The following is a 21,747-nucleotide window of genomic DNA, read 5'->3' on the forward strand; positions in this document are numbered from 1 at the left end:
CTTCCCTCGCTCCTCGCAGGTCCATCCTCCCTTGCTCGCTGTAACGAGAGGCGATAGCCTTGCTACGCTCAGCTATCGCCTCTCGCTTCCTCGAACATCTCGATAGCCGCCTCCCGTCGCTCGCTGTGGTCGACGATTGGGTCCGGATACTCGGGCGCCGCGCTGCGGCGCTGTGTCAGCGACGCCTCGTGCCAGGAGTGGATTATCTCGGCGCCGGCGTCCCGCAGTTCGGGGACGTAGCGCTTGATGTACTCGGCGTCGGGGTCGTAGCGCTCGCCCTGTGTCATCGGGTTGAAGATGCGGAAGTAGGGCTGGGCGTCGGTGCCGGTGGAGGCGGCCCACTGCCAGCCGCCGTTGTCGTTACCCGTGTCGTGGTCGACCAGTTTCTCCCGGAACCAGTCGTACCCCTCGCGCCAGTCGACCAGCAGGTCCTTCGTCAGGAACGAGGCGACTATCATTCGCACCCGATTGTGCATGTACGCCTCCTCGCGGAGCTGTCGCATCCCCGCGTCCACGATGGGATAGCCGGTCTCGCCGTCCTTCCAGGCCTGCAGCCCTTCGGGGTCGTCGTTCCACCGAATCGGGCGCTCGTAGCGCTTGTAGTTCTCCGTCACGACGTTCGGGTTCGCAAAGAGGACCTGCGTGTAGAACTCCCGCCAGGCGAGCTGTGACTGGAACTCCGCGACCGACTCGTCGCGCTCGCTGCCGGGCTCGACGGCGGAGCGGGCCTCGGCCGTCCCCGCGTAGACCTCGCGGATACCGATGGTGCCGTACTTCAGGTGGGCCGACAGCCGCGAGGTGCACTCCTCGGCCGGGTAGTCCCGACGGTCGTCGTAGCGGTAGACGTCGCCGTCGAGAAAGGCGTCGAGCAGCTCCCGGGCCGGCCCGGTCCCCGCCGGCGGGATGTCCGCTTCGGGCTCGTCGAACCCCAACTCGTCGAGCGTCGGGAGGTCGGTGTCGTCTTCGAAAGTGACGAGCGCGTCGGCGGCGGGCGGGTCGTAGGGCGCTCGCTTCTCGCGGTCCTGCCACTTCCGGCCGAAGTACGTAAAGACGCTGTAGGGGTCGCCGTCGTTGGTCGTTATCTCGCCCGGTTCGTGGCAGACGGCGTTCTGGACGGCCTCGCGGGCCACGTCGGCGTCGTCCAGCGCGCGGCGGACCGCGGCGTCACGCTCGCGGGCCAGGCCGGAGTAGTCTCTCCCCCAGGTGACGCTGTCGGCGCCGTGTTCGGTCGCCAGGTCGGGAAGGACTTCGCGCGGGTCGCCGTGGGCCACGAGCAGGTCGCTGTCACGCTCGCGGTACCACTCCCGTAGACGCGAGAGCGCGTCGAGCATGAACGCGACCCGCGGCGGACCGGCGTGGGCGAGCACGTCGCTGTCGAAGACGAACACCGGGAGCGCGGGGTCGTCGGCGCTCGCGCGGGCCAGCCCCGCGTTGTCCGCCGCCCGGAGGTCCCGCCGGTGCCAGTGGAGATACATAGCGGTAGCAGGGACCCGTCGCTGAAAAAGCCGTACCCAACGCGGACAGCAACGTTTTGGTCGCGCGGGCGGTCGTCCGTGGTATGACCGACGACGCCGTCCTGCTGTCCGTCGAGGACGAGATAGCTACCGTCACCCTCAACCGCCCCGACCAGCGCAACGCCTTAGCGGCGCCGACGGCCAGGCGGCTCCGCGAACGGTTCGAAGCTATCGCCGACAGCGACGCCCGCTGTGTCGTCGTCCGCGGTGCCGGGTCGGCGTTCTGTGCCGGCGGCGATATCGGCGCGATGGTCGACGGCGTCGAGCGGGACCTGGCGCCCGCCGAGCGACAGTCGTTCGTCTCGGCCATCCAGGCGGCCATCGAGACGGTTCACGACTGCCGACTGCCGGTCGTCGCGGCCATCGACGGACCGGCCTTCGGCGCCGGCGCCGGCCTCGCCATGGCCTGTGACGTCCAGCTTGCGAGCCCGGACGCGAAGATTGGCTTTGGCTTCCGCCGGGTCGGTCTCGCGGTCGACTCGGGCGTCTCCTACTTCCTGCCCCGCGTCGTCGGGCCGAACAAGGCCAAGGAACTCGTCTTCACCGGCGAGTTGCTCGACGCCGACGCCGCCCGCGAACTGGGCATCTTCACGCGGCTGTTCGAGACCGACTCTTTCGACGAGGGCGTCGAGAACCTCGTCGCGACCATCGCGGCGGGACCGACCGTCGCGCTCGGCCAGGCAAAGCGTCTCATCGACCGTGGCGCCGCGTCGACGTTCGAGGCGGCGCTGGACCGCGAGGAAGCCGCACAGGGGCTGGCGGCCGCGACGAGCGACCACGCGGAGGGGACGGCGGCGTTCATGGAGCAGCGCGACCCCGAGTTCGAGGGGCGCTGAGCCGCCGCTTTACCGTGGTTCTTGACAACAGAGAGAGACGACTTACAGCTTGCTTTCGGCGTCTTCGGCCAGTTCCTTCATCCGCTTGCCGACCCGGCCGGCGTCGGAGAACTCGTCTTCGCTCATCGCCGTCGCCAGCGCGTTCCCGAGGACGAAGACGGCGTGTTTGTGTTCGCTCTTGGACTTGTGGACGTCCGAGGGGCGGACGTCGAGTTCGCCGTACGGGTCGAACAGTTCCGGGTCGACGGTGTCCATCTCGTCACGGAAGAACTCCATGATGGTCACCATCTGCTCGTGTAGTTCGAGTAACTCGTCTTTGTGCATTGTTGTGCAAGTAATTCGGTCCGACCGGTATAAGAATTGCCCGAGACGGTGTACCAGAGTGACAGGTCGGGTACTGCTCGCGGCCACGCTGGGCGCGGCTCGCGGTATCGCACGCCGCTCGATACCGCGCTCTCAGAACACGTACTCGTCGTCGTGTCCCATCATCCCGTCTTCTTCTTCGAAACCCGGTTCTTCGTCTTCGTCCGTCGGCCCTGAGGTCTTGTACGCCTTCAGGCCAGTCGCCAGGAGGTCCTCGATGGCCTCCTCACGGTTGAGGAACTCGCCCTGCTCGACCAGCTGAGCGATCTGCATTTCGAGGTGCTCAGGGATGTTGATCTCTACCTTTGGCATCGCAACGTTGGCACCTTTGAGCAAGGTATATTTAAACCTGGCGGGGGTAGGGGGCGACAGCCGAACCGGTAGATTTGGCCTGTCTGGCCCGCGAGGCCGGAAAGTCTCGATTACTCCGGTCCCGTCGGGACCGTTCACCGTTTTGAACGGCGACCGGCGACTTACACCGGCCGTTGTACCCATCTGCCGGACGTGGCGACGGCTGGCCGGCGTTCGTCCCGGATACGGTGGCACAGTCCCTATAGTCAGGCTCAAAGGGGCCCGCTCCTAAGGGCGACGTGATGGAACCACTGCGTGGTGAGCAGTCGACGGTCGGTGAGACGACGGTCGTCACACGCGGGTGCCGACTCGGTCCGGGCTCGGTCCGGACTGTCCTGGAGGCCGAGAAGCGACCACGCTTCGGATGGGCGACACCGACGGAGTCTATCGCCGCCGCCGGCGGCGCCGCCACGGTGACCGCCGAGGGGTCGTCGCGGTTCGAGGACGTGCGCGCGGCGGCCGCGGCGCTGCTCGACGCCTGCGAGACGCCGACGGGCGGGCTCCCGAGCGTGGCCCGGCCGCGGCTGTTCGGCGGGTTCGCTTTCCACGACGGGGACCACGACGGCGAGGACTCGCCCTGGACGGACTTCCCGGGCGCGGCCTTCTTCCTCCCCGAGGTCCAGGTGACCGAACGGGACGGGCGCCGCTGGCTCACGACGGCGGCCGCGGGCGAGGACGCCCCCGACCGCGCCGAGGCCCTGCTCGCCACCTGGAAGGACCGCCTGGCCGAGGAGCCGGCGGTCAACGCCAAGCGCAGACCCGGTATCGGCGCCCGCGAGCGCGACCCCTCGCAGGCGGGCTGGCGAGAACAGGTCGGTCGGGCGCTCGAAAGCGTCGAGGAGGGGCGGCTCCAGAAGGTCGTCCTCGCGCAGGCGCTGCGGGTGCACCTCCAGTCGGCGCTGTCGGTCCCCGACGTCTTCGCTCGGCTGGCCGAGACGTATCCCGACTGTTACCGGTTCATGTTCTCGCCCGCCGACGGGAGCACGTTCTACGGGGCGACCCCCGAACGGCTGGTCTCGCTGCGGGGTCGCACCGTCCGGACGGAAGCGCTGGCCGGGTCGACCGGCCGCGGTGACACGCCGGCCGAAGACGAGTGGCTCGCCGCCGAGTTGCTCGACAGCACCAAGGACATCCACGAACACGAACTCGTCGCGGAGGCCATCCGGGACCAGCTGGAACCGTTCGCCAGCTCGGTCCGTATCGGCGACCGCACCGTTCGCCGGCTGGCGACGGTCCAGCACCTCCGGACCTCGATTACGGCCGAACTCGCCGACGACGAACACGTCCTCTCGCTCGTCGACGCGCTCCACCCGACCCCCGCCGTTGGCGGGTTGCCGCCGGGCGAGGCGCTGCGGACGATTCGCGAGACGGAGGCGTTCGACCGCGGCTGGTACGCCGCGCCGGTCGGCTGGGTGGACGCGGCGGGCAACGGCACCTTCGCCGTCGGGATTCGCTCCGCCGTGGCCGCCGAGCGCACGGCGACGCTGTTCGCCGGGGCGGGCATCGTCGCCGACAGCGACCCCGACCGCGAGTGGGACGAAGTGCAGCTGAAGTACCGACCGATGCTGGACGAACTCGAATGAGCTACCCGAACGCCAACACCCTCTGGGCCGGGACGCTGGTCGAGGAGCTTGTCGCCGGCGGTGTCGACGCCGTCTGCGTCTCGCCGGGGAGCCGGTCGACGCCGCTGACGGTCGCCTGTGCCCAGCACCCGGACCTCCGGGTGTACTCGCACCTCGACGAGCGCGCATCGGCGTTTTTCGCGCTCGGGCGGGCCAAGCGGACGGGAAAGCCGACGCCGCTCGTCTGTACCTCCGGGACCGCGGCGGCGAACTACCACCCGGCGGTCATCGAGGCGAGTCAGTCCGGTGTTCCGTTGCTCGTGCTGACCGCGGACCGCCCGCCGGAACTCACCGACAGCGGCGCGAACCAGACCATCGACCAGGAGAAGCTCTACGGCGACGCCGTCCGCTTCTACCGCGACATGCCCGAACCCGAGGCCGAACCGCGCAAGGTCCGGATGCTTCGGACCACGGTCGCGCGGGCGCTCGCGAACAGCACCGGGGCCGACCCCGGACCGGTCCACCTCAACTGTCGGTTCCGCAAACCGCTGGAACCCACGCCGGTCCCCGACGACCACCGCGATGGCGTGCCCGAGGACTGGGCCGACGGCGACCGCCTCGCGGCCGACGGCCGGGACGGCCCGTTCGTGACGACCGCACAGGGCGCCGGCCAACTCGACGACGGGGCACTCTCGGAAGTCGTCTCTGCCACCGAGAGAGCCGACCGGGGCCTCGTCGTCGCGGGCCCGGCCGACGGCGGACTCGGTGCCGACGCGCTCGAAGCGCTGGCCGGCGCGACCGGGTTCCCCGTGCTCGCGGACCCGCTCTCGGACCTCCGCTTTGGCCCCCACACCGAACGAGCGCCGGTCGTCGGCGGCTACGACGCCTACCTCGGGACCGACGCCGCGGCCGACTGGCCCGACCCCGAAGTGGTGTTGCGCTTCGGGGCCTCGCCCACGTCGAAGCCGCTGCGCCACTCCCTCCGGGACGCCGACTGCCGGCAGTTCGTGGTGGCCCCGAGCGGGCGCTGGACGGAGGCGACGTTCACCGCGAGCGACCTGCTGGTGGCGGACCCAGACGCCACCGCACGGGCCGTCGCCAACGGAGTCCGCGAACGGGGCGACCCCGCGTGGACCGAGCGGTTCCGGCGCGCCGAGCAGGCCCACTGGGAGATAGTCGCCGACGCGCTCGCCGGCGAGTACTGGGAGGGCGGCGTGCTGGCCGACGTGGCACGGCTCGCGCCCGACCCGGCGACCGTGTTCGTCTCCAACAGCATGCCCGTGCGCGACCTCGACCGCTTCGGCGAGCCCCGTGAGGCCGACCTCACCGTCCTCGGGAACCGGGGCGCGAGCGGCATCGACGGCGTCACCTCCACGGCGCTGGGCGCGGGCAGCGCCACCGACGACCCGCTCGTGCTCGTCACGGGCGACCTGGCGTACTACCACGACATGAACGGGCTGCTCGCGCTCTCGCGCTGTGGCGTGGACGCGACCATCGTCCTCGTGGACAACGACGGCGGCGGTATCTTCCACATGCTCCCGATAGCCGACCACGACACCTTCGAGGACCAGTTCGTGACGCCCCACGGGCTTGACTTCGAGCCGACCGGCGACCTCTACGGGCTTGCCTTCGAGCGCGTCGAGACCCGCGAGGGGTTCCGCGACGCGTTCGAGCGCTCCGTCGAAAGCGAGGGCACACAGGTCCTCTCGGTGAGCTTCGACGCCGCGGAGAGCCACGCCCGGCGTGACGCGCTCGGGCGGCGGCTCGTCGACGCCCTCTAGTACCGCAGCGCCGCCGCCGTCAGCACGGAGAACCCGAACGGGAGGACGGTTCCGGCCAGGACGACGAGCCCCACCACAGAGACGTAGCCGATACCCGACATCCCGAGCCCGAGGACGCTGATACCGCTCCAGCCGCCAAACAGCAACAGGGAAACGCGGGGCATCGACTGGAGATACGCGACCACAAGCAGCGTACACGCGCCGAGTACGAGGTTGACAAACAGCGGGAACGCCGGCAACAGCGCGGAGAACAGCAACACGGGATAGAGCGGAAAGAAGAGGCCGAGCAGGGTGAGCTGTCGACCACGTGGCAACAGCGGGCCGTAGCTCGCCGGTGTGGTCACGTCCTCGCGGACGCTGTAGGTGTTGCCGGTCGCCGTCGCGCTGGTCGTGTCGGTGGCTCCCGCGTTCCGGCTGCCAGTCGAGGACGTGTCGCTGGGGCTCGCTCTCGCCGCTGCCGACGCGTCCTCGCGGTCACTCCCGTCGTCACCGGGGGCCGACCGGTGTCGCTGCCGTTCGGCCCGCGCCCGCCGGCGCTCCTGGCGGACGCGCTCGCTCGCCCGCCGTTCCCGTCTGGCCCGGTTCTGACTCCGCGTTCCGCCCGACACGGTATCTCCCGACTGGCCGTCGCGCTCGTCGCCGGCCTCGGCGGCCTCGGCCGCAGCGTCGCCCGCCGAGGGCGTGCCGTCCCCGACGTAGGCGTCGTGACCGACCCGGTCGTAGCGCGCCCGCTCGGCCTCGTCGACGAGCACGTCGCGGGCCTCGATGAGGGTCTTCGTCGCCTGGCCCGCGTCCTCGTCGTCGCTCACGTCGGGATGGGTCTCCTTGAGCCGCTCCCGATAGGCGGTCTCTATCTCGTCGGTCGTCGCGTCCTCGGCGACGCCGAGCACCTCGTAGAAGGTCTCGGTCATAGCGAGCGGGCTGGTACGTAGTCGGCAACATCGCGGTATAAAACTTCAGGCCGGTGTTGCCCGCTACCGGCCGTCGTCTGTTCGGTCCCAGCCCTCGGCGGAGTTCTCGACTTGCTGTTCGACCAGTTGCTCCAGCGACGTCGCGATGCGGGAGAGGACCCGGATGAACTGATAGAAGACGTATCCGAGCCAGAGAATCGCCACGACCAGCAGCCCGAGCAGTATCTGCTGGGCGATAATCAGGCTGTACGCCATCACGAGAACCGAGAGGACGGCCAGGGCGATACGCGTCCCCTGGCTACCTGTGGAGGACATATGCGTAGACCCACCGACGACGCCGAAAAAACTGTTTCGCACCACCGGGACGCTTTTGCCGCCGTCACCCCGCATCGACAGTATGGTCTCAGAGATTTTCGACCCGGAGCGCTGGGACGCCGTCGACCGGTTCGCCTTCAGCGACATCACCTACCACCGCTCGACGGAGACCGGCGCGGTCCGCATCGCCTTCGACCGCCCGGAGAAACGCAACGCCTTCCGGCCGGAGACGGTCGACGAGTTGTCGACGGCGCTCGACCACGCCAAACGGCTCACCGACGTGGGCTGTGTCCTCATAACCGGCAACGGCCCCTCCGAGAAGGACGGCGGCTGGGCGTTCTGTTCGGGCGGGGACCAGTCGATTCGGGGCGAGAGCGGGTACGAGTATGCTGCTGATGCCGATATCGGCCGCGAGGACGCGCCCGAGAACGTCGGCCGGCTCCACATTCTGGAGGTCCAGCGCCAGATTCGCCACATCCCCAAGCCCGTCGTCGCCGTCGTCCCCGGGTGGGCCGTCGGCGGCGGCCACTCGCTGCACGTGGTCTGTGACCTCACGCTCGCGAGCGAGGAGCACGCGAAGTTCCTCCAGACCGACCCCGACGTGGGCAGCTTCGACGGCGGCTTCGGCTCGGCGTATCTCGCCCGGCAAATCGGTCAGAAGAAGGCTCGTGAGGTGTTCTTCCTCGGAAAGACCTACTCGGCCGAGGAGGCCGCGGAGATGGGGATGGTCAACGAGGTGGTGCCACACGACGAACTGGAGGACACGGCCATCGAGTGGGCCGAACGGATGATGGAGAAATCGCCCACGGCGATGCGGATGCTGAAGTACGCGTTCAACCTCGACTCGGACGGCATGGTCGGCCAGCAGGTCTTCGCCGGCGAGGCGACCCGACTGGCGTACATGACCGACGAGGCCCAGGAGGGCCGTGACGCGTTCAACGAGGGCCGGGCGCCCGACTTCAGCGACGAGCCCTGGCACTACTGAGTGACGTTCTCGTCGCCCTCTGGGTGACGCTCACCCCTCGCCGACCATCCGGTCTTCCTCGTCCCATTCGCGCTGTCGGAGTTCGTACTTCTGGACCTTCCCGGTCGCGGTCGTCGGGAGGGCCTCGACGAACTCGACGCGGCTGACGGCCTTGTAGTTCGCGAGGTGCTCGCGGGTGAACGCCACCAACTCGTCGACGTCGGTGCCGGGGTCGTCCGGGTCGCCCGACGCCGGAACGACGAATGCCTTGGGCGTCTCGCCCCACTCGCTGCTGGGGGCCGGGATGACCGCGACGTCGGCGACCGCGTCGTGCTCGTAGAGGGTGTCCTCCAGTTCGATGCTGGAGATGTTCTCGCCGCCGGAGATGATGATGTCTTTCTTCCGGTCGCGGATGGCTATCATCCCGTGCTCGTCGACCGTCGCCAGGTCGCCGGTGTGGTAGTACCCCTCGATGCGGTCCGTGAACGCATCCTCGGTCGCCTCTGGCTTGTTCCAGTAGCGGTCCATCACCTGGTTGCCCCGGACGACCACCTCGCCCAGCGTGGCGTCGTCTTCGGGCACGTCCTCGCCGTCTTCGTCGACGACTCGGACCTCCGTCCCGAGATAGCCCAGTCCCTGGCGCTTCTTGATGGCGAAGCGGTCGTCGCCGTCGTCGTCGAAGAAGCGGCGGGCGTCCGAGGTGGTGATGAGCGGCCCCGTCTCCGTCGCGCCGTAGACGTGTTTGAGATACCAGCCGAAGTCGTCCTCGACGGCACGGATGACCGCTTCGGGCGGGGCGCTGCCGGCGGTGCCGATACGGACGTCGCTGTCGCCGGTCGTCACCACGTCGTGGCTGTCGTAGTAGTCGACCAGCATGTTGAGCACCGTGGGCGCGCCACAGAGGTAGGAGACGTCCTCGGCGCGGATGGTCTCGAAGATGCCGCCCGCGTCGACCCCGCGCGTACAGACGTGTGTCGCGCCCATCCCGGTTATCGCGTAGATGTGACCCCAGCCGTTGACGTGGAACATCGGGAGCGTCCAGAGGTAGACGTCGTCGTCCCGTATCTCCTGGTGCAGACTCACGATGTAGGCGTGGAGCGTCTCCGTGCGGTGGGTGCGACAGACCCCCTTCGGGTCCCCCGTCGTCCCGGAGGTGTAGTTGATGGTGATGACGTCGCTCTCGTCCATCGCCGGGCGCTCGAAGGTGGCGTCCGTCTCGACGAGGTCGTCGAACGACTCCCAGTCGCCGTCGACGGCGTCGGCGTCGTTCGTCACGAACGTCTCGGTCGGGACCGCCTCGCGCACGGCCTCTATCTTCTCGGCGTGTTCGTAGTCGGCGTAGATGGCATCGACGCCCGCATCGGTCAGGATATACTCGAAGTCGTCCGGGACGAGCCGGTAGTTCAGCGGCGTGTGGACCGCCCCGAGCTGCACGATGCCGTAGGCGGCTTCGAGGTGGTAGTGGGTGTTCGGGTCGAGCACGGCTACACGGTCCCCCTTCCCGATACCGCGCGCCGCGAGGGCCGCGGCGAACCCGTCTGCGCGCGCGCCGAACTCGTCGTAGCTGTAGCGCTCGCCGGTGGTGGCGACGACGGCCTCTTCGTCGCCGTAGTGGCGACGCGCACGGTCCAGAAAGTCTGTCACGAGGAGTGGCTTCTCCATCGGAAATAAATACGAACAATCGTTATATAAGAATTCTGTCTTTTGGTCGCCGTCGGGCCCGGGACGGCGGCCTCACTCGGGCGGGTCGGCCAGCGGCAGCGTCAGTTCGACGCTCGTCCCGGAGTCGGTGTTCGAGATACTGAACGTCCCACCGCTGTTTACCGCCATCCAGCGGACGAACCACAGCCCCAGTCCCTGGGTGTGCTGGAGGTCGGACTCGATACCGGAGTTCAGCGCCTCCAGTTCCACGTCCTGCAGTCCGGTGCCGTCGTGGCTGACGCTGATGTGGACGTCCCCCTCGTCCCGGTCGGCTGTCAGCGCCACCCTGACCGTGACCTCCTCCCCAGCAGTCGCGGCTCGCTCCAGTAGCTCCGTCATCGCGAGTTCGAAGGAGTCGTGGGCCGTCGCCCACAGTGGCCTGGGCACGTCGGCGAGTATCGTCGCTTCGCCGTACTCCACGCCGGTCTCCTCGACCGCGTGACAGAGGTGGCTCCCGACGTCGACGGGACCGACGCCGTCGTCCTCCGCGGGGTCGACGGTCCGCTTGAACTCCCGGGCCGTCTCTGCCAGTTCGAGTAGCTCCTCGGCGGTCCGTTCGACCGTATCCGCCGAATCGACGATGGGGTCACTGTCGCTGTGCCACCGTATCTGTTCGACCTGTGCCTGTATCACCATCAGCTTGTTCCGCAGGTTGTGTCGCAGGACGCGGTCGAGCACCGAGAGCCGCGACTCCCGCTCCCTGTCCTCGGTGATGTCGCGGCTCACGCAGACGACTCCCTCGAACTCCTCGGTCGGCAGGCGGGCAACGGTGGTCTGGAACCGTCGGCTCCGCCCCTGTGTGTCCTCGACGACCGTTCCGATGGTCTGCTGGTGAGTGTCCGACTCTGCGAGGTTGAGCACCGCCGCTCCGAGCACCTCGGCGTGGTCTTTGCCGAGCACCGCCTCGACCTGTCGGCCCAGTATCTCCGACTCCGACTTCCCCGCCAACCGCGTCATCGCGTCGTTGACGAGCGTGAACCGCAGGTCGTTGTCAAGCGCGTAGATGGGCTCCCCGGCGGCGGTGACTATCTCCTCGTAGCGACGGAGCGCCTTCGTCTGTGCGACGCTGTCGGTGACGTCCTCCTGGAAGCCGACGAAGTGGGTCACGCCGTCCTCGCCGTACACCGGCGCTATCTTCAGCTCGTTCCACCATATCTCGCCGTCCTTCCGGTAGTTCCTGAGCTGGACGCTCACGGCTCGTTCCTCGTCGATTGCTCGCCGAAGCTCCCGAACCGGCTCCGCCTCGGTCCTGGGACCCTGCAGGAACCGGCAGTTCCGCCCCAGCACCTCCTCGCGACTGTAGCCCGTTATCTCCAGAAAGGCGTCGTTGACGTACTCCAGTTCCTGGTCGCCGCCCGCGGTGGCGATACAGATACCGGTCTGTGCGTCGTCCATCGCCCGGGCGAACAGCGCCAGTTGCTCGGACTGTCGACGCGTGCTCACCAGCCCGTCCAGCCGGTGGCGAAACACCTCCCGGGAGGTCGGCACGGAGAACACGTCGTCGATGCTGTCCCAGTACGGGCGAACCCGTCGCTCCGACTCGTTCGGTCCGAGCACCATGAGGACCGGGAGCTGGACGACGCCGAGGGCCTCGCGTCGCGCCTCGATGGTGTCCGCGACCGAGGGGTAGGTCCGCCTGTCGACGACACAGAGGTCGAACTGCGGTATCGACCCGTCGTCGTCGGCGGCGCTGACGACGGTCAGACCCGCCGACCGCAACTGCTCGGCCAGCAGTTCACGGTCGCGCGGACTGGCGATGCTCAGCAGGACCCGCATCGACCTGGCGAGAAACGAGTCCGTCTCCTGAATCGAGGTGTCGAACATCGATCACTCTGTGTCGCGCGTGGGTGTCCCGGTCAGCACGCCGCGAAGGTCCGAGAGGGCCCCACCGACGTGGACGCCCTCGCCGTCGATGCGGAACGACCGCAGCGTCGACTCGAACGAGCCAAAGCGCTTCTTCAACACGCCGATGGCCTTCCGTATCTCGCCGTCGACCTCGATGTACCGAAGGAAGACGACGTTGTCCGCGAGGTAGCTCACGTGCGAGTCCGAGGCCTGGAACGGTCCGGTGACCGACGTCACCTCGTCGGTCAGCAGGACGGTCACGCCCATGTTCCGGAGGTACCGACAGAGCGCGTGGAGCTCCCCTCTGAGTTCGGACTCGGGGTCCTGTAGCGCCAGCCGGTAGCCGGCCGTCCCGTCGAGCATGACGAACTGGATGTCCCGCTCCTCCACGGCGGTGCGCACCCTGTGGGCGAACTCGTCGGCCGAGACGGCGAGCGGTTCGACGGGGTGTATCTCGAAGTCGCCGTTCTCCGCGCGGTCGCGCACGTCGAACCCCACCGCCTCGGACCGGTGGACGAAACTGTCTCGGGACTCCTCGAAGAGGTACGCGGCCGACCGCTCGCCCCGGTGGGCGGCCGCGCTGGCAAACGCCGCCCCCGTCGTCGACTTCCCGACGCCGCTCGGGCCGCTTATTAGCGTGATACTCCCGCGCTCGATACCGCCGCCCAGCAGTTCGTCGAGCCGGTCGATGTCCGACGAGAGCGTCTCGTAGTCGAAGCGCTGTCCGTGGTCCCCGGGAACCAGGCTCGGAAACACCGACAGCCCCCGCCCGGCGTCGATGCGGAGACCGTGTTTCCCGCTCCGGAACCCCGACCCGCGGAACTTCTCGACTTCGAGCCGCCGGCCGCTCTCGAACCGCTCCAGCCGTATCGACCCGTCGGCGAGGTACTGGAGGTCCTCGTCGGTCCCGGCGCTGGTCCGCTGGGTGGTAAAGAGCGTCGTGATACCCCGCTCTTTCAGGTAGCTCATCAGCGACGCGACGGTCCGCTTGAACTGGAACTCGTCGGGCGTGAGATGCCGCAGCAGGGTCAGCGGGTCGATGAACACACGGTCCGGGTCGTGTTCCCCAACCGCGTCGCCGATTCGGGAGACCATCTGGTCGCCTTCTACCTCGCTGGGGCCAAACACCGTGTAGTTCCCGTCCTCCATGAACTCCGTCGCCGAGGGGCTCATGTCGACGATTTCGACGTCACTGAGCTCGAATCCCAGTGACTCGGCGTTTCGGGTGATGTCTTTCGCCGTCTCCTCGAACGCGAAGTACAGCCCCGTCTCGTCGGCTTCGACGCCGGCCGTCAGGAAGTGATAGCCGAGAATCGTCTTGCCCGTCCCCGACCCGCCGCGGATGCTGTAGGTCCGTTCGTCGATGAAACCGCCCTGGAGAATCTCGTCGAGACCGGCGAGCCCGGACGAGACGCGACCCCGCTGTGGGGAACTCATAGCCCCTCTATTGTATGGTACCATAAAAGTGTAGTTCTTATATTAGGTTCTGTCGGCGTGCATTTTACCGGCCGATACGCTTCCGTGGCGCGAACCACAGCCGATTTGTGGCGTGGAGCCAATATTCGGCCAATGAGTACCGCGACGGTCTCGAAACGCAAGGCCTGGCTCATGGCCGCCAGGCCACAGACGCTCCCCGCCGGCGCCGCGCCGGTCGTCGTCGGTGCGGGCCTGGCCGTCCACGCGGGCGTGTTCGAACCGCTCGTGGCGCTGGCGGCGCTGGTCGGGGCCTTGCTCATCCAGGTCGGGACGAACTTCGCGAACGACTACTACGACGCCGTCAAGGGCGCCGACACGGACGAGCGGGAGGGCTTTACCCGCGTGACCGCCGGCGGCCTCATCGAACCGGCGTCGGTCAAGCGGGCGATGATACTCACCTACGCGCTGGCCGTCGCCGTCGGCGTCGCGCTGGTCGCCATCGGCGGCGTCCCTATCGTGGTGGTCGGCCTCTCGGGCATCGCGGCCGGCGTCCTCTACACCGGCGGCCCCTTGCCCTACGGCTACCGCGGGCTGGGCGACCTCTTCGTGTTCGTCTACTTCGGTCTGGTCGCCGTCACCGGCACCTACTACGTCCAGGCCGTGGCCAGCATGCCCGCCGTCGGCACCTTCCCGACGACGCTGCCCGCCGGCTCCGTCCCCGTCGACGCCGTCGTGGCGAGCCTCCCGGCCGCGGGGCTCTCGACCGCTATCCTCGTTGTCAACAACGTCCGCGACCGCGAGACGGACAGGGCCGCCGGCAAGAAGACCCTCGCGGTGTATCTGGGTTACGGCCCCAGCAGAGCGGAGTTCCTCGCGCTCGTCGGGATGGCTTACGTCGTCCCGATACTGTTCGCGCTCGACCCGGCCTACGGGCTCGGGGCGCTGGCTCCGCTGCTGACGCTCCCGCTGGCCGTCGGCATGAGCCGAACCGTTCTGACTCGGACCGACGGCGAGGCGCTGAACCCGACGCTCGAACGGGTCGGACAGACCCTCTTTGCCCACTCGCTGCTCTTTACGCTCGGGCTGGCGGTGCCACAACTGCTATGAGGACCGAACCGTTCTCGCTGCGGCTGTCCAGCCCGCTCGCGACCGCAAGCGGGGCTATCGAGGCCCGCGAGGGCTTTCTCGTCCGCTACGACCACCGGGACGAGACCGGCATCGGGGAGGCGACGCCGCTCCCCGGCTGGACGGAGTCACTGGCCGACTGCGAGCGTGCGCTCGACCGCGCCGCCGAAGCCGAGGTCAGCGGTGGCCACACCGCCGCGATGCTCGAACTCGCGGCCGACACCGTCCCCGCCGCGCGCCACGGCTTCGCGACCGCGCTGCTTGACGCGGACGCGCGGGCCGACGGTGTCCCGCTCTACCGGTGGTTCGACGCCGACCGTCGCTGCGAGTCGGTGCCGGTCAACGCCACCGTCGGCGACGGCGACCCGACGGAGACGGCCGACGCGGTCGAGCGAGCCGTCGACGGCGGCTTCGACTGCTGCAAGCTGAAGGTGGGCGCTCGCGCCGTCGCGGCCGACGTCGACCGGGTGCGCGCGGTCCGCGAGCGGGTCGGCGCCGACGTGACGCTGCGAGCGGACGCCAACGGGGCCTGGAGCCGCGAACAGGCGAGCGAGGCGTTCGACGCCCTCGCCGAGTTCGGGGTCGCGTACGTCGAACAGCCCCTCGCGGCCGACGACCTGGCGGGCCACGCCGACCTGCGGGGCGGCCCCGTGGGTGTCGCACTCGACGAGTCGCTCGCCCACCAGCGGGCAGACACCGTCCTCGCCGCGGACGCCGCCGACGTGTTGATACTGAAGCCGATGGCGCTCGGGGGCCCCGGCAACGCCCACACGCTGGCGCTGCGGGCCCGCGAGCGGGGCATCGAGCCGGTCGTCACCACCACCATCGACGGCGTCGTCGCTCGACTGGCGGCGCTGCACGTCGCCGCGGCCGTCCCCGATATCGGCGCCTGCGGGCTGGCCACGGGCGACCGACTGGGCGGTGACCTCGCGCCGGACCCGGCCACTGTCACCGACGGCGAGATGACCGTCCCACAGACCGACGGGCTCGGCGTGGACCCAGCGGAGGTGCGTCAGGATGCGTGAGCCAGTCGACTGGCCCGCCCGCGATTTACTGACCCACCGCGCCGCGACGACGCCCGAGCGGACCGCGCTGGTCGCCGCCGACGGCGGCGGCGAACGGAGCTACCGGGACCTAGACGCCGCCGTCGATTCGGTCGCGGCGGCGTTCGAGGCCGCAACCGACGGCGAGGACGGGCCAATCGCGGCGCTGGTCGACACCCGGCCGGCGGTCGCCCAGTTGCTCCACGCCGCCATGCGGACCGGCCGGACGTTCGCGCCGCTGAACGTGGAACTCGCGCCGGAGACGCTGCGAGCGCAGCTAGAGGCCCTCGACGCCGACCTGCTGGTCTGTGAACGCGAGACCGAACCGCTCGCGGCCGACGTCGCGGACTGCCCCGTGGCCTCCGTCGACGAACCCACCGGCGGTGTCGCCGCACAGCTCGAGGGGACGGCGCCGGAGTGGGACCTGGCGCCGGTCGAGTTATCGCGGGACCACACGGCCGTGATTCTGTTCACGTCGGGCACGACGAGCGAGCCGAAGGGCGTCCGGCTCACGCTCGGCAACCTCGTCGCGAGCGCGACCGCGTCGGCGTTCCGGCTGGGGACGCTGCCGGGCGACCGCTGGCTGGTCTCGCTCCCGACCTACCACATGGGCGGGCTGGCGCCGTTCGTCCGGTCGGCGCTGTACGGCACCGCAGTCGTCGTCCAGCGGGAGTTTACACCGGACGCGACGGCCCGAGCGATGGACGAACACGGCGTCACCGGCGTCTCGCTCGTGCCGACGATGTGCAAGCGGCTGGTAGACGCCGGCTGGGTCCCGAGCGACGCGCTCAGGGTCGTCCTGCTGGGCGGCGGCCCGGCCGCCCCCGAACTGGTCGAGCGCTGTCTCGACCGCGGGATTCCGGTCTGTCCGACCTACGGCATGACCGAGACCGCCTCACAGATTGCGACGGCCCTCCCCGAGACGGCCGGGGAGCACCGCGACACCGTCGGCCAGCCGCTGGTGTCTACGACGGTCACCGTCCTCGCCGACGGCGACCCGGCCGGGCCCCACCAGCGCGGCGAACTCGTCGTCTCCGGCCCGACGGTGACGCCGGGCTACCTCGACGAGGAGGCGACGGCGGCGGCGTTCTCCGAGTGGGGCTTTCACACCGGCGACCTGGGCTACCGGGACGAGGACGGTCGCCTCTGGGTCGTCGGCCGCGTCGACGACCGCATCGTCACCGGCGGCGAGAACGTCGCGGCGGGGGCGGTCGCCAGCGCTATCCGGGCGCTGGACGGCGTCGAAGACGCCGCCGTCGTCGGCCTCCCCGACGAGGAGTGGGGCCAGCGCGTCGCTGCGCTGGTGGTGGGGGCGACCGACCCGGAGACGGTCCGGGACCACTGCCGCGCCGAACTCGCCCCGCACGAAGTGCCAAAGACCGTTCGCGTCGTCGACGAACTGCCCCGGACGCCCTCGGGCACGGTCGACCGGGACGCCGTCCGACGGCTGCTGAGGACGTAGCCAGCCGGGCACGTCGCTTTTCTCCCCCGAGCGCGTACGCCCGCCCGTGTGTACCATCGTCCTCGCCTGGCAGGTGTTCGAAGACACGCCGATAGCGTTCGCGGCCAACCGCGACGAACTGCTGGACCGGCCCTCGGAGCCGCCCGACCGCCGCCAGTGGGGCGCCGAGGCCGTCGCTCCGGCCGACGCCGAAGCCGAGGGGACCTGGGAGGGGTACAACGAACACGGGCTGCTCGTCGCCGTCACGAACCGCTGGGTCGACGCCGACCTCGCCGGCGAGCGCTCGCGGGGCCTCCTCGTCCGTGACTGCCTGAGCCACGAGAGCGCCGAGGACGCCGCCCGCGCCGTCGAAGGGGCCGTCCGGGAGGCGGAGTACGCCGGCTTCAACCTCCTGCTGGCCGACGCGAACGCCGCTCTGTTGCTCGAGTGGGACGGCCAGCTTGCGGTGCGGAACTTCGAGCCCGGCGTCCACGTCGTCGTCAACGTCGGCGCCGACGGTGATTACCGGATTCCGAGCTCCCGGCCGGACGCTGGCGAGCAACAGGCCGTCAACGCCGACCGACTCCGCGAGGTCATGCAGGTCGAACCCGGCGAGGGGGTCGACTCGTGGCTCGACCGGGCCGGCGAGACCATCGCCGACCACGACTACGGCGTCTGCGTCCACGGCGACGGCTTCGGGACCCGGTCGTCGTCGCTCGTCGCGCTGGGCGACGGCGAACGGTACGAGTTCGCCGACGGCCCGCCCTGTCGGACCGACTATCGACCTGTGAGCGGTATCTAGTCCCGGAGGTCCGGCTCTCAAAGACAGGGCCGGCCACCTCGATTGTGTCTCTCGGGCCGAAGGCCAGATTTAAGCGGCCGACCGGCGGACGTAGAAGTATATGAGTTCGGCAACGTCGGAGGCGGACCTCTCAGAGGACGAGCGGGCCGGATTGGAACTCATCCGCGAGTCCGGCGGCATCCACCAGAGCGACTTCTGGAAAGACCTCGACGTCTCCTCCCGGAAGGGCAGTCGTATCGTCGAGTCCCTCTTCGAGAAGGGGCTCATCCAGCGCGAGGACACCGTCTACGAGGGCCACAACACCTACTTCCTCACGCCCGCGGCCCGGGACCTCGACTTCTCGCTTCTGATGGCCGGCGACCAGCTCTCTCCGTTCATCGGCGACGAGGAGGTCGACCCGCACGACGACACCTTCTCGCAGTGGGTCATGACGCTGGCGTACAACGACTGAGCGGCCGCTGGCTGACGCGTCGAAACGGAAGAAATCGCGTCTCCGACGGTCTCAGTTCTCGAGCGCGTCGGCGATGCGGTCCAGCGTCCGTCGCATGTCGTGGACCTCGTCGCGGAGTTTCCGCATCTCGCGGACCATCTCCTCGTTGTCGCTGCTCTCTTCCTGTCCGGGGCCGGGCGCACCGCCGGGGCCGCCGCCCATGCCGCCGGGACCGCCGCCCATCATGCCGCCCATCATCTGCGCGAAGGGGTTGCCGCCCCCGCCCATGCCGCCGGGGCCGCCACCGCCGCCCATCATCTCTTCCATGCGCTCCTCGCGGCTCATGCCGTCGCCGTCGCCCTCGCCTTCCTCGGCGCGCTTCTGTCGAATCTCCTCGACGCGCTCGCGGAAGGACTTCTCCTCGCCGTCCTCGTTCGATTCGGTCGCCTCGTCGCCTGTCTCGGGCTCGTCGTCTGCCATGAATCCGGGTTCGGTTGGCCCGCGGAAAAGGGTTGTCGTGTCAGGTCCGTCTCAGCCGAACGCGCCCAGACTCGACTGTAGCTCCCGTTCCGTCCCGCCGCCGCTGACCTCGTAGCCGACGAGGTCACGCAGGTCGACGGCGTAGACGCTGCCCGCATTTTCGACGACGGCGACGCGCCCTTTCGTCCCGCACACGGTGCCGGTCGCCAGCGTCTCGGCCAGCGGGCGGTCGGCCAGGGCCAGGCCGTAGTCGAAGTCGTAGGTCTCCAGCGGGTCGTACGCGGCACACAGCGACTCCCAGAACGACTCGTCGACCGCCTCGGCGAAGCCGGCTATCTTCGTCGGGACGCGGACCCGGTCGCCCAATTCGACGGCGATGTCGGCCTCGACCTGACGGGCGATGCGACCGTCCGCGACGGTCCGGAGGTGGGCCGCGCGGTCGGCCCCCTGCTCGCGGAGCCGCGTCTCCAGGCGCCACGAGCGCGTGACGCCGACTTTCACCGTGTCGGGCGCGAAGGCGGCCAGATAGACGGCGTGTTCCTCGTCGCAGGCCGCGATTGGTTTCCCGCAGTCGCCGGTACAGCGAGCGCAGGGCCAGCGGCTGGTGTGTTCCGGACAGTAGGGCGCGTCGGCGGCGTCACAGCCGTGGTGGACCATCTCGTCGGGGCCGCCGGCGTCCGATTCGGAAGCGACGGATTCGACCGCCCCGGCGCAGTGGCGCTCGCCGAGCCGGTAAGACAGCTCCGTCCCGGGGTCCAGCCGCTCGACGGTGACCGCGCCGTCCTCGGCGACCAGGAGGGCGGCGTGGTCGTCGACACGGGCGCGGTAGCCGACGACTTGCACGCTCCGGCGTTGGCAGCCGACGGGCAAATGGCTACCGGGACGGGGCTTTTGTCCGTGGCGTGCCAACGTCGGCCATGGCCGACCTCGAACTGTCGAGTCCGGCGTTCGACGACGGCGAGCGAATCCCCGCGAAACACGGCTACACCGAGGAGAACGTCAGCCCGCCACTGGAGATACGCGACGTGCCGTCCGCAACGGAGACGCTTCTGCTCGTGGTGGACGACCCCGACGCGAAGGAACCGGCGGGAAAGGTGTGGAACCACTGGCTCTGCTGGGATATCCCGCCGGAGACCGAGTCGATTCCCGAGGGGGCGACGCCCACCGGCGCGACGGAGGGCCAGAACGACTACGGCGAGACCGGCTGGGGCGGCCCGAACCCGCCGGACCGGGAGCACACCTACCGGTTCTTGCTGTACGCGCTGGACACCGAGTTGGCCCTCCCGCCCGACGCGACGAAAGACGACATCTACGACGCGGCCAGCGGCCACATGGTCGGAAAGGCGGAGCTGACGGGGACGTATCCGGCCTAGAAGAGGTTGAACAGCGCGGCGATAGCGCCGATGATGAACAGGTAGGGGAGCCCGGAGTCGATGCCCATGACGAGCGCGGCGATACCGACGCCGCCCAGCGCGATAGCCCCCGTACGCTTGTACTGCGTGATATTGTCCCGTATCAGGGGGGTCGCCGCACCGCCGAGGTAGATGGCGAACGTGGCAAACAGAGCGCCCTGGTCCTCGTTGCCGCTGCGGAAGACGACCACCGTCAGCGCGCCGGTGATAATGGCGCCGACGGCAAAGAGGGCCCGCTCGGTCTCGATACCGGCGACCCGCGAGGTGATATCCATGCCAGTCCCTGTGTGACCGCCCGTATAATAGCCTCCGGTCGTCCCGCGGCGGCTCAGAGCTCCGCGAGCAGTTCGCGGGCGGACTGACGGACGGCGTCGTCGCTCGACTGCTCGGGCTCCCAGCCAAGCCCCGCGAGCTTCTCGATTGAGAGGCGCATCCGGGGCACGTCGCCGGTCCAGCCGCGGTCCCCGCCGGTGTGTTCGTAGTCGGGGTCGACCCCCATCTCGTCGGCGACGATGTCGGCGATGCGGTCGACTGAGGTCGTAGTCCTGGTGCCGAGGTTGAACACGTTGTGGTCGGCGTCGGCGTGTTCGACCGCGTAGCTCATCGCGTCGATGCACTCGGAGACGTGCATGTAGGACTTCTCCTGGCGGCCGTCGCCCAGAATCGTCAGCGAATCGGGGTCCTCGCGCAGTTTCTCGACGAAGTCGGGGATGACAGCGCCGCGCAGGCGCGGCCCGACGATGTTGGCGAAGCGAAACACCCACGACTGGAGGTCGTGGCTGTGGGCGTACGTCGAGACGAGCGACTCCTCGGCGAGCTTGGTCGCGCCGTAGACGCTGATGGGCTCTAGTGGCGCGTAGTCCTCGGGCGTGGGTCGCGGGGCCTCGCCGTACACCGTCGAGGAGGAGGTAAAGACCAGCTTCTCGACGCCGACCGCGTCCATCCGTTCGAGGACGTTGTACGTTATCTCGCTGTTGTCGTCGAACTGCCGGCGGGGCGTGTCCGTGTCGACGAGTTTCGATGCCGCCAGGTGGACGACGAGGTCCGTCTCGGGAGTGATGGCGTCGGCCACGACCGCGGCGTCGGTGAGGTCCCCGCCGAGAAAGTCGGCGTCGTCGTGGACCCACTCGCTGTGGCCGTTCGACCCGTCGTCGACGACCAGCACGTCGTTGTCTGCCACCAGCCGGTCGACCAGGTGAGAGCCGATGAAGCCGGCGCCCCCGAGGACGACGATTCGCTTCTCCTGCAGGTTCATACGTCGAGTCCAGTAGCTGTCACAAATAGCGTTGCGGTACGGCGTGAGCGTCACTGGGTCGGCTACTATCGCCGTCCGTGTGTCGAACTCGCCTGACCGAGGGAGAAATAGAGATTGTCGGGGAGCCGTTTCACGGGACCGAGCAATGCGCGGTCGCTTGCGACCGCGAGAGACGAACGGGCGCCCTGCGCCCGTGAGTC

22 protein-coding genes are annotated in these 21,747 nt (G+C 69.1%); 10 read left to right on the forward strand and 12 right to left on the reverse strand.

Annotated elements, in window-relative coordinates; all coding sequences use genetic code 11:
- Positions 1–68: 68 nt before the first annotated feature.
- Positions 69–1,475, reverse strand: a complete 1,407-nt coding sequence (locus NDI86_RS18690) for a cryptochrome/photolyase family protein (protein ID WP_310901855.1) — start codon at positions 1,473–1,475, stop codon at positions 69–71.
- A gap of 83 nt (positions 1,476–1,558) precedes the next feature.
- Here NDI86_RS18690 and NDI86_RS18695 point away from each other — a divergent pair, with 83 nt between their 5' ends.
- Positions 1,559–2,350: an enoyl-CoA hydratase/isomerase family protein gene (locus NDI86_RS18695; protein WP_310901856.1), complete on the forward strand. Its 792-nt coding sequence runs from the start codon at positions 1,559–1,561 to the stop codon at positions 2,348–2,350.
- 42 nt (positions 2,351–2,392) lie between these two features.
- Here the strand turns inward: NDI86_RS18695 and NDI86_RS18700 are convergent, their stop codons facing one another.
- Both NDI86_RS18700 and NDI86_RS18705 read right to left on the reverse strand, forming a co-directional pair.
- Positions 2,393–2,674, reverse strand: coding sequence for a UPF0058 family protein (locus NDI86_RS18700; RefSeq protein WP_276250752.1), 282 nt, complete (start codon positions 2,672–2,674; stop codon positions 2,393–2,395).
- Positions 2,675–2,806: 132 nt separating this feature from the next.
- Entirely contained in the window at positions 2,807–3,025 is a 219-nt protein-coding gene (locus NDI86_RS18705) for a ribbon-helix-helix domain-containing protein (RefSeq protein WP_220587409.1), read from the reverse strand.
- Between the two features lie 281 nt (positions 3,026–3,306).
- On the opposite strand from NDI86_RS18705, the gene NDI86_RS18710 reads away from it, so the two are divergent.
- Together NDI86_RS18710 and menD are read left to right on the forward strand one after the other, a co-directional pair.
- On the forward strand, positions 3,307–4,647 hold the full coding sequence (locus NDI86_RS18710; RefSeq protein ID WP_310901857.1) for an isochorismate synthase: 1,341 nt from the start codon (positions 3,307–3,309) through the stop codon (positions 4,645–4,647).
- Complete coding sequence (gene menD / locus NDI86_RS18715) at positions 4,644–6,407, forward strand: 2-succinyl-5-enolpyruvyl-6-hydroxy-3-cyclohexene-1-carboxylic-acid synthase (protein WP_310901858.1); 1,764 nt, start codon at positions 4,644–4,646, stop codon at positions 6,405–6,407. The genes NDI86_RS18710 and menD overlap by 4 nt, the downstream gene beginning before the upstream one ends.
- Here menD and NDI86_RS18720 read toward each other — a convergent pair.
- Positions 6,404–7,318: a J domain-containing protein gene (locus NDI86_RS18720; RefSeq protein ID WP_310901859.1), complete on the reverse strand. Its 915-nt coding sequence runs from the start codon at positions 7,316–7,318 to the stop codon at positions 6,404–6,406. The two genes, menD and NDI86_RS18720, sit on opposite strands and share 4 nt — an antisense overlap.
- A 63-nt stretch (positions 7,319–7,381) precedes the next feature.
- Positions 7,382–7,633 carry a DUF8066 domain-containing protein gene (locus NDI86_RS18725; RefSeq protein ID WP_310901860.1) on the reverse strand — a complete coding sequence of 84 codons (252 nt, stop codon included), beginning with the start codon at positions 7,631–7,633 and terminating at the stop codon, positions 7,382–7,384.
- Positions 7,634–7,715: 82 nt separating this feature from the next.
- On the opposite strand from NDI86_RS18725, the gene NDI86_RS18730 reads away from it, so the two are divergent.
- A complete protein-coding gene (locus tag NDI86_RS18730; protein WP_310901861.1) occupies positions 7,716–8,618 on the forward strand; it encodes a 1,4-dihydroxy-2-naphthoyl-CoA synthase in 903 nt (300 codons plus the stop codon).
- Between the two features lie 30 nt (positions 8,619–8,648).
- Here NDI86_RS18730 and NDI86_RS18735 read toward each other — a convergent pair whose 3' ends face one another.
- The 3 genes from NDI86_RS18735 to NDI86_RS18745 form a co-directional block, all read right to left on the reverse strand.
- Entirely contained in the window at positions 8,649–10,259 is a 1,611-nt protein-coding gene (locus NDI86_RS18735; protein ID WP_310901862.1) for a long-chain-fatty-acid--CoA ligase, read from the reverse strand.
- A gap of 72 nt (positions 10,260–10,331) precedes the next feature.
- A complete protein-coding gene (locus tag NDI86_RS18740) occupies positions 10,332–12,122 on the reverse strand; it encodes a PAS domain S-box protein (protein ID WP_310901863.1) in 1,791 nt (596 codons plus the stop codon).
- 3 nt (positions 12,123–12,125) lie between these two features.
- Positions 12,126–13,580, reverse strand: a complete 1,455-nt coding sequence (locus NDI86_RS18745; RefSeq protein ID WP_310901864.1) for an ATPase domain-containing protein — start codon at positions 13,578–13,580, stop codon at positions 12,126–12,128.
- A gap of 132 nt (positions 13,581–13,712) precedes the next feature.
- Between NDI86_RS18745 and NDI86_RS18750 the strand changes: the two genes are divergently transcribed.
- The 5 genes from NDI86_RS18750 to NDI86_RS18770 all read left to right on the forward strand — a co-directional run bounded on the left by NDI86_RS18750 (position 13,713) and on the right by NDI86_RS18770 (position 18,421).
- The gene (locus NDI86_RS18750) at positions 13,713–14,666 is read left to right on the forward strand and encodes a 1,4-dihydroxy-2-naphthoate polyprenyltransferase (RefSeq protein WP_310901865.1); all 954 of its coding nucleotides are present in this window, start codon (positions 13,713–13,715) and stop codon (positions 14,664–14,666) included.
- Positions 14,663–15,709, forward strand: a complete 1,047-nt coding sequence (locus NDI86_RS18755; RefSeq protein WP_310901866.1) for a mandelate racemase/muconate lactonizing enzyme family protein — start codon at positions 14,663–14,665, stop codon at positions 15,707–15,709. Before NDI86_RS18750 ends, NDI86_RS18755 begins: the two co-directional genes overlap by 4 nt.
- Positions 15,702–17,189: a class I adenylate-forming enzyme family protein gene (locus NDI86_RS18760; RefSeq protein ID WP_310901867.1), complete on the forward strand. Its 1,488-nt coding sequence runs from the start codon at positions 15,702–15,704 to the stop codon at positions 17,187–17,189. Before NDI86_RS18755 ends, NDI86_RS18760 begins: the two co-directional genes overlap by 8 nt.
- A gap of 46 nt (positions 17,190–17,235) precedes the next feature.
- Complete coding sequence (locus NDI86_RS18765; RefSeq protein WP_310901868.1) at positions 17,236–17,970, forward strand: NRDE family protein; 735 nt, start codon at positions 17,236–17,238, stop codon at positions 17,968–17,970.
- Between the two features lie 100 nt (positions 17,971–18,070).
- Positions 18,071–18,421 carry a helix-turn-helix transcriptional regulator gene (locus tag NDI86_RS18770; RefSeq protein ID WP_310901869.1) on the forward strand — a complete coding sequence of 117 codons (351 nt, stop codon included), beginning with the start codon at positions 18,071–18,073 and terminating at the stop codon, positions 18,419–18,421.
- A 51-nt stretch (positions 18,422–18,472) separates the two neighbouring features.
- Here the strand turns inward: NDI86_RS18770 and NDI86_RS18775 are convergent, their stop codons facing one another.
- Entirely contained in the window at positions 18,473–18,880 is a 408-nt protein-coding gene (locus tag NDI86_RS18775) for a hypothetical protein (protein WP_310901870.1), read from the reverse strand.
- A 51-nt stretch (positions 18,881–18,931) separates the two neighbouring features.
- Positions 18,932–19,723: a DUF2797 domain-containing protein gene (locus NDI86_RS18780; protein ID WP_310901871.1), complete on the reverse strand. Its 792-nt coding sequence runs from the start codon at positions 19,721–19,723 to the stop codon at positions 18,932–18,934.
- A 74-nt stretch (positions 19,724–19,797) separates the two neighbouring features.
- Between NDI86_RS18780 and NDI86_RS18785 the strand changes: the two genes are divergently transcribed.
- Complete coding sequence (locus tag NDI86_RS18785) at positions 19,798–20,253, forward strand: YbhB/YbcL family Raf kinase inhibitor-like protein (protein ID WP_310901872.1); 456 nt, start codon at positions 19,798–19,800, stop codon at positions 20,251–20,253.
- Here the strand turns inward: NDI86_RS18785 and NDI86_RS18790 are convergent.
- Together NDI86_RS18790 and NDI86_RS18795 are read right to left on the reverse strand one after the other, a co-directional pair.
- Positions 20,250–20,567, reverse strand: a complete 318-nt coding sequence (locus NDI86_RS18790; RefSeq protein ID WP_310901873.1) for a hypothetical protein — start codon at positions 20,565–20,567, stop codon at positions 20,250–20,252. The genes NDI86_RS18785 and NDI86_RS18790 overlap by 4 nt on opposite strands.
- A gap of 53 nt (positions 20,568–20,620) precedes the next feature.
- A complete protein-coding gene (locus NDI86_RS18795) occupies positions 20,621–21,547 on the reverse strand; it encodes an NAD-dependent epimerase/dehydratase family protein (RefSeq protein WP_310901874.1) in 927 nt (308 codons plus the stop codon).
- Between the last annotated feature and the right edge of the window lie 200 nt (positions 21,548–21,747).

Source organism: Haloarcula onubensis (assembly GCF_031624605.1).
GTDB classification, from domain to species: Archaea; Halobacteriota; Halobacteria; order Halobacteriales; family Haloarculaceae; genus Haloarcula; species Haloarcula onubensis.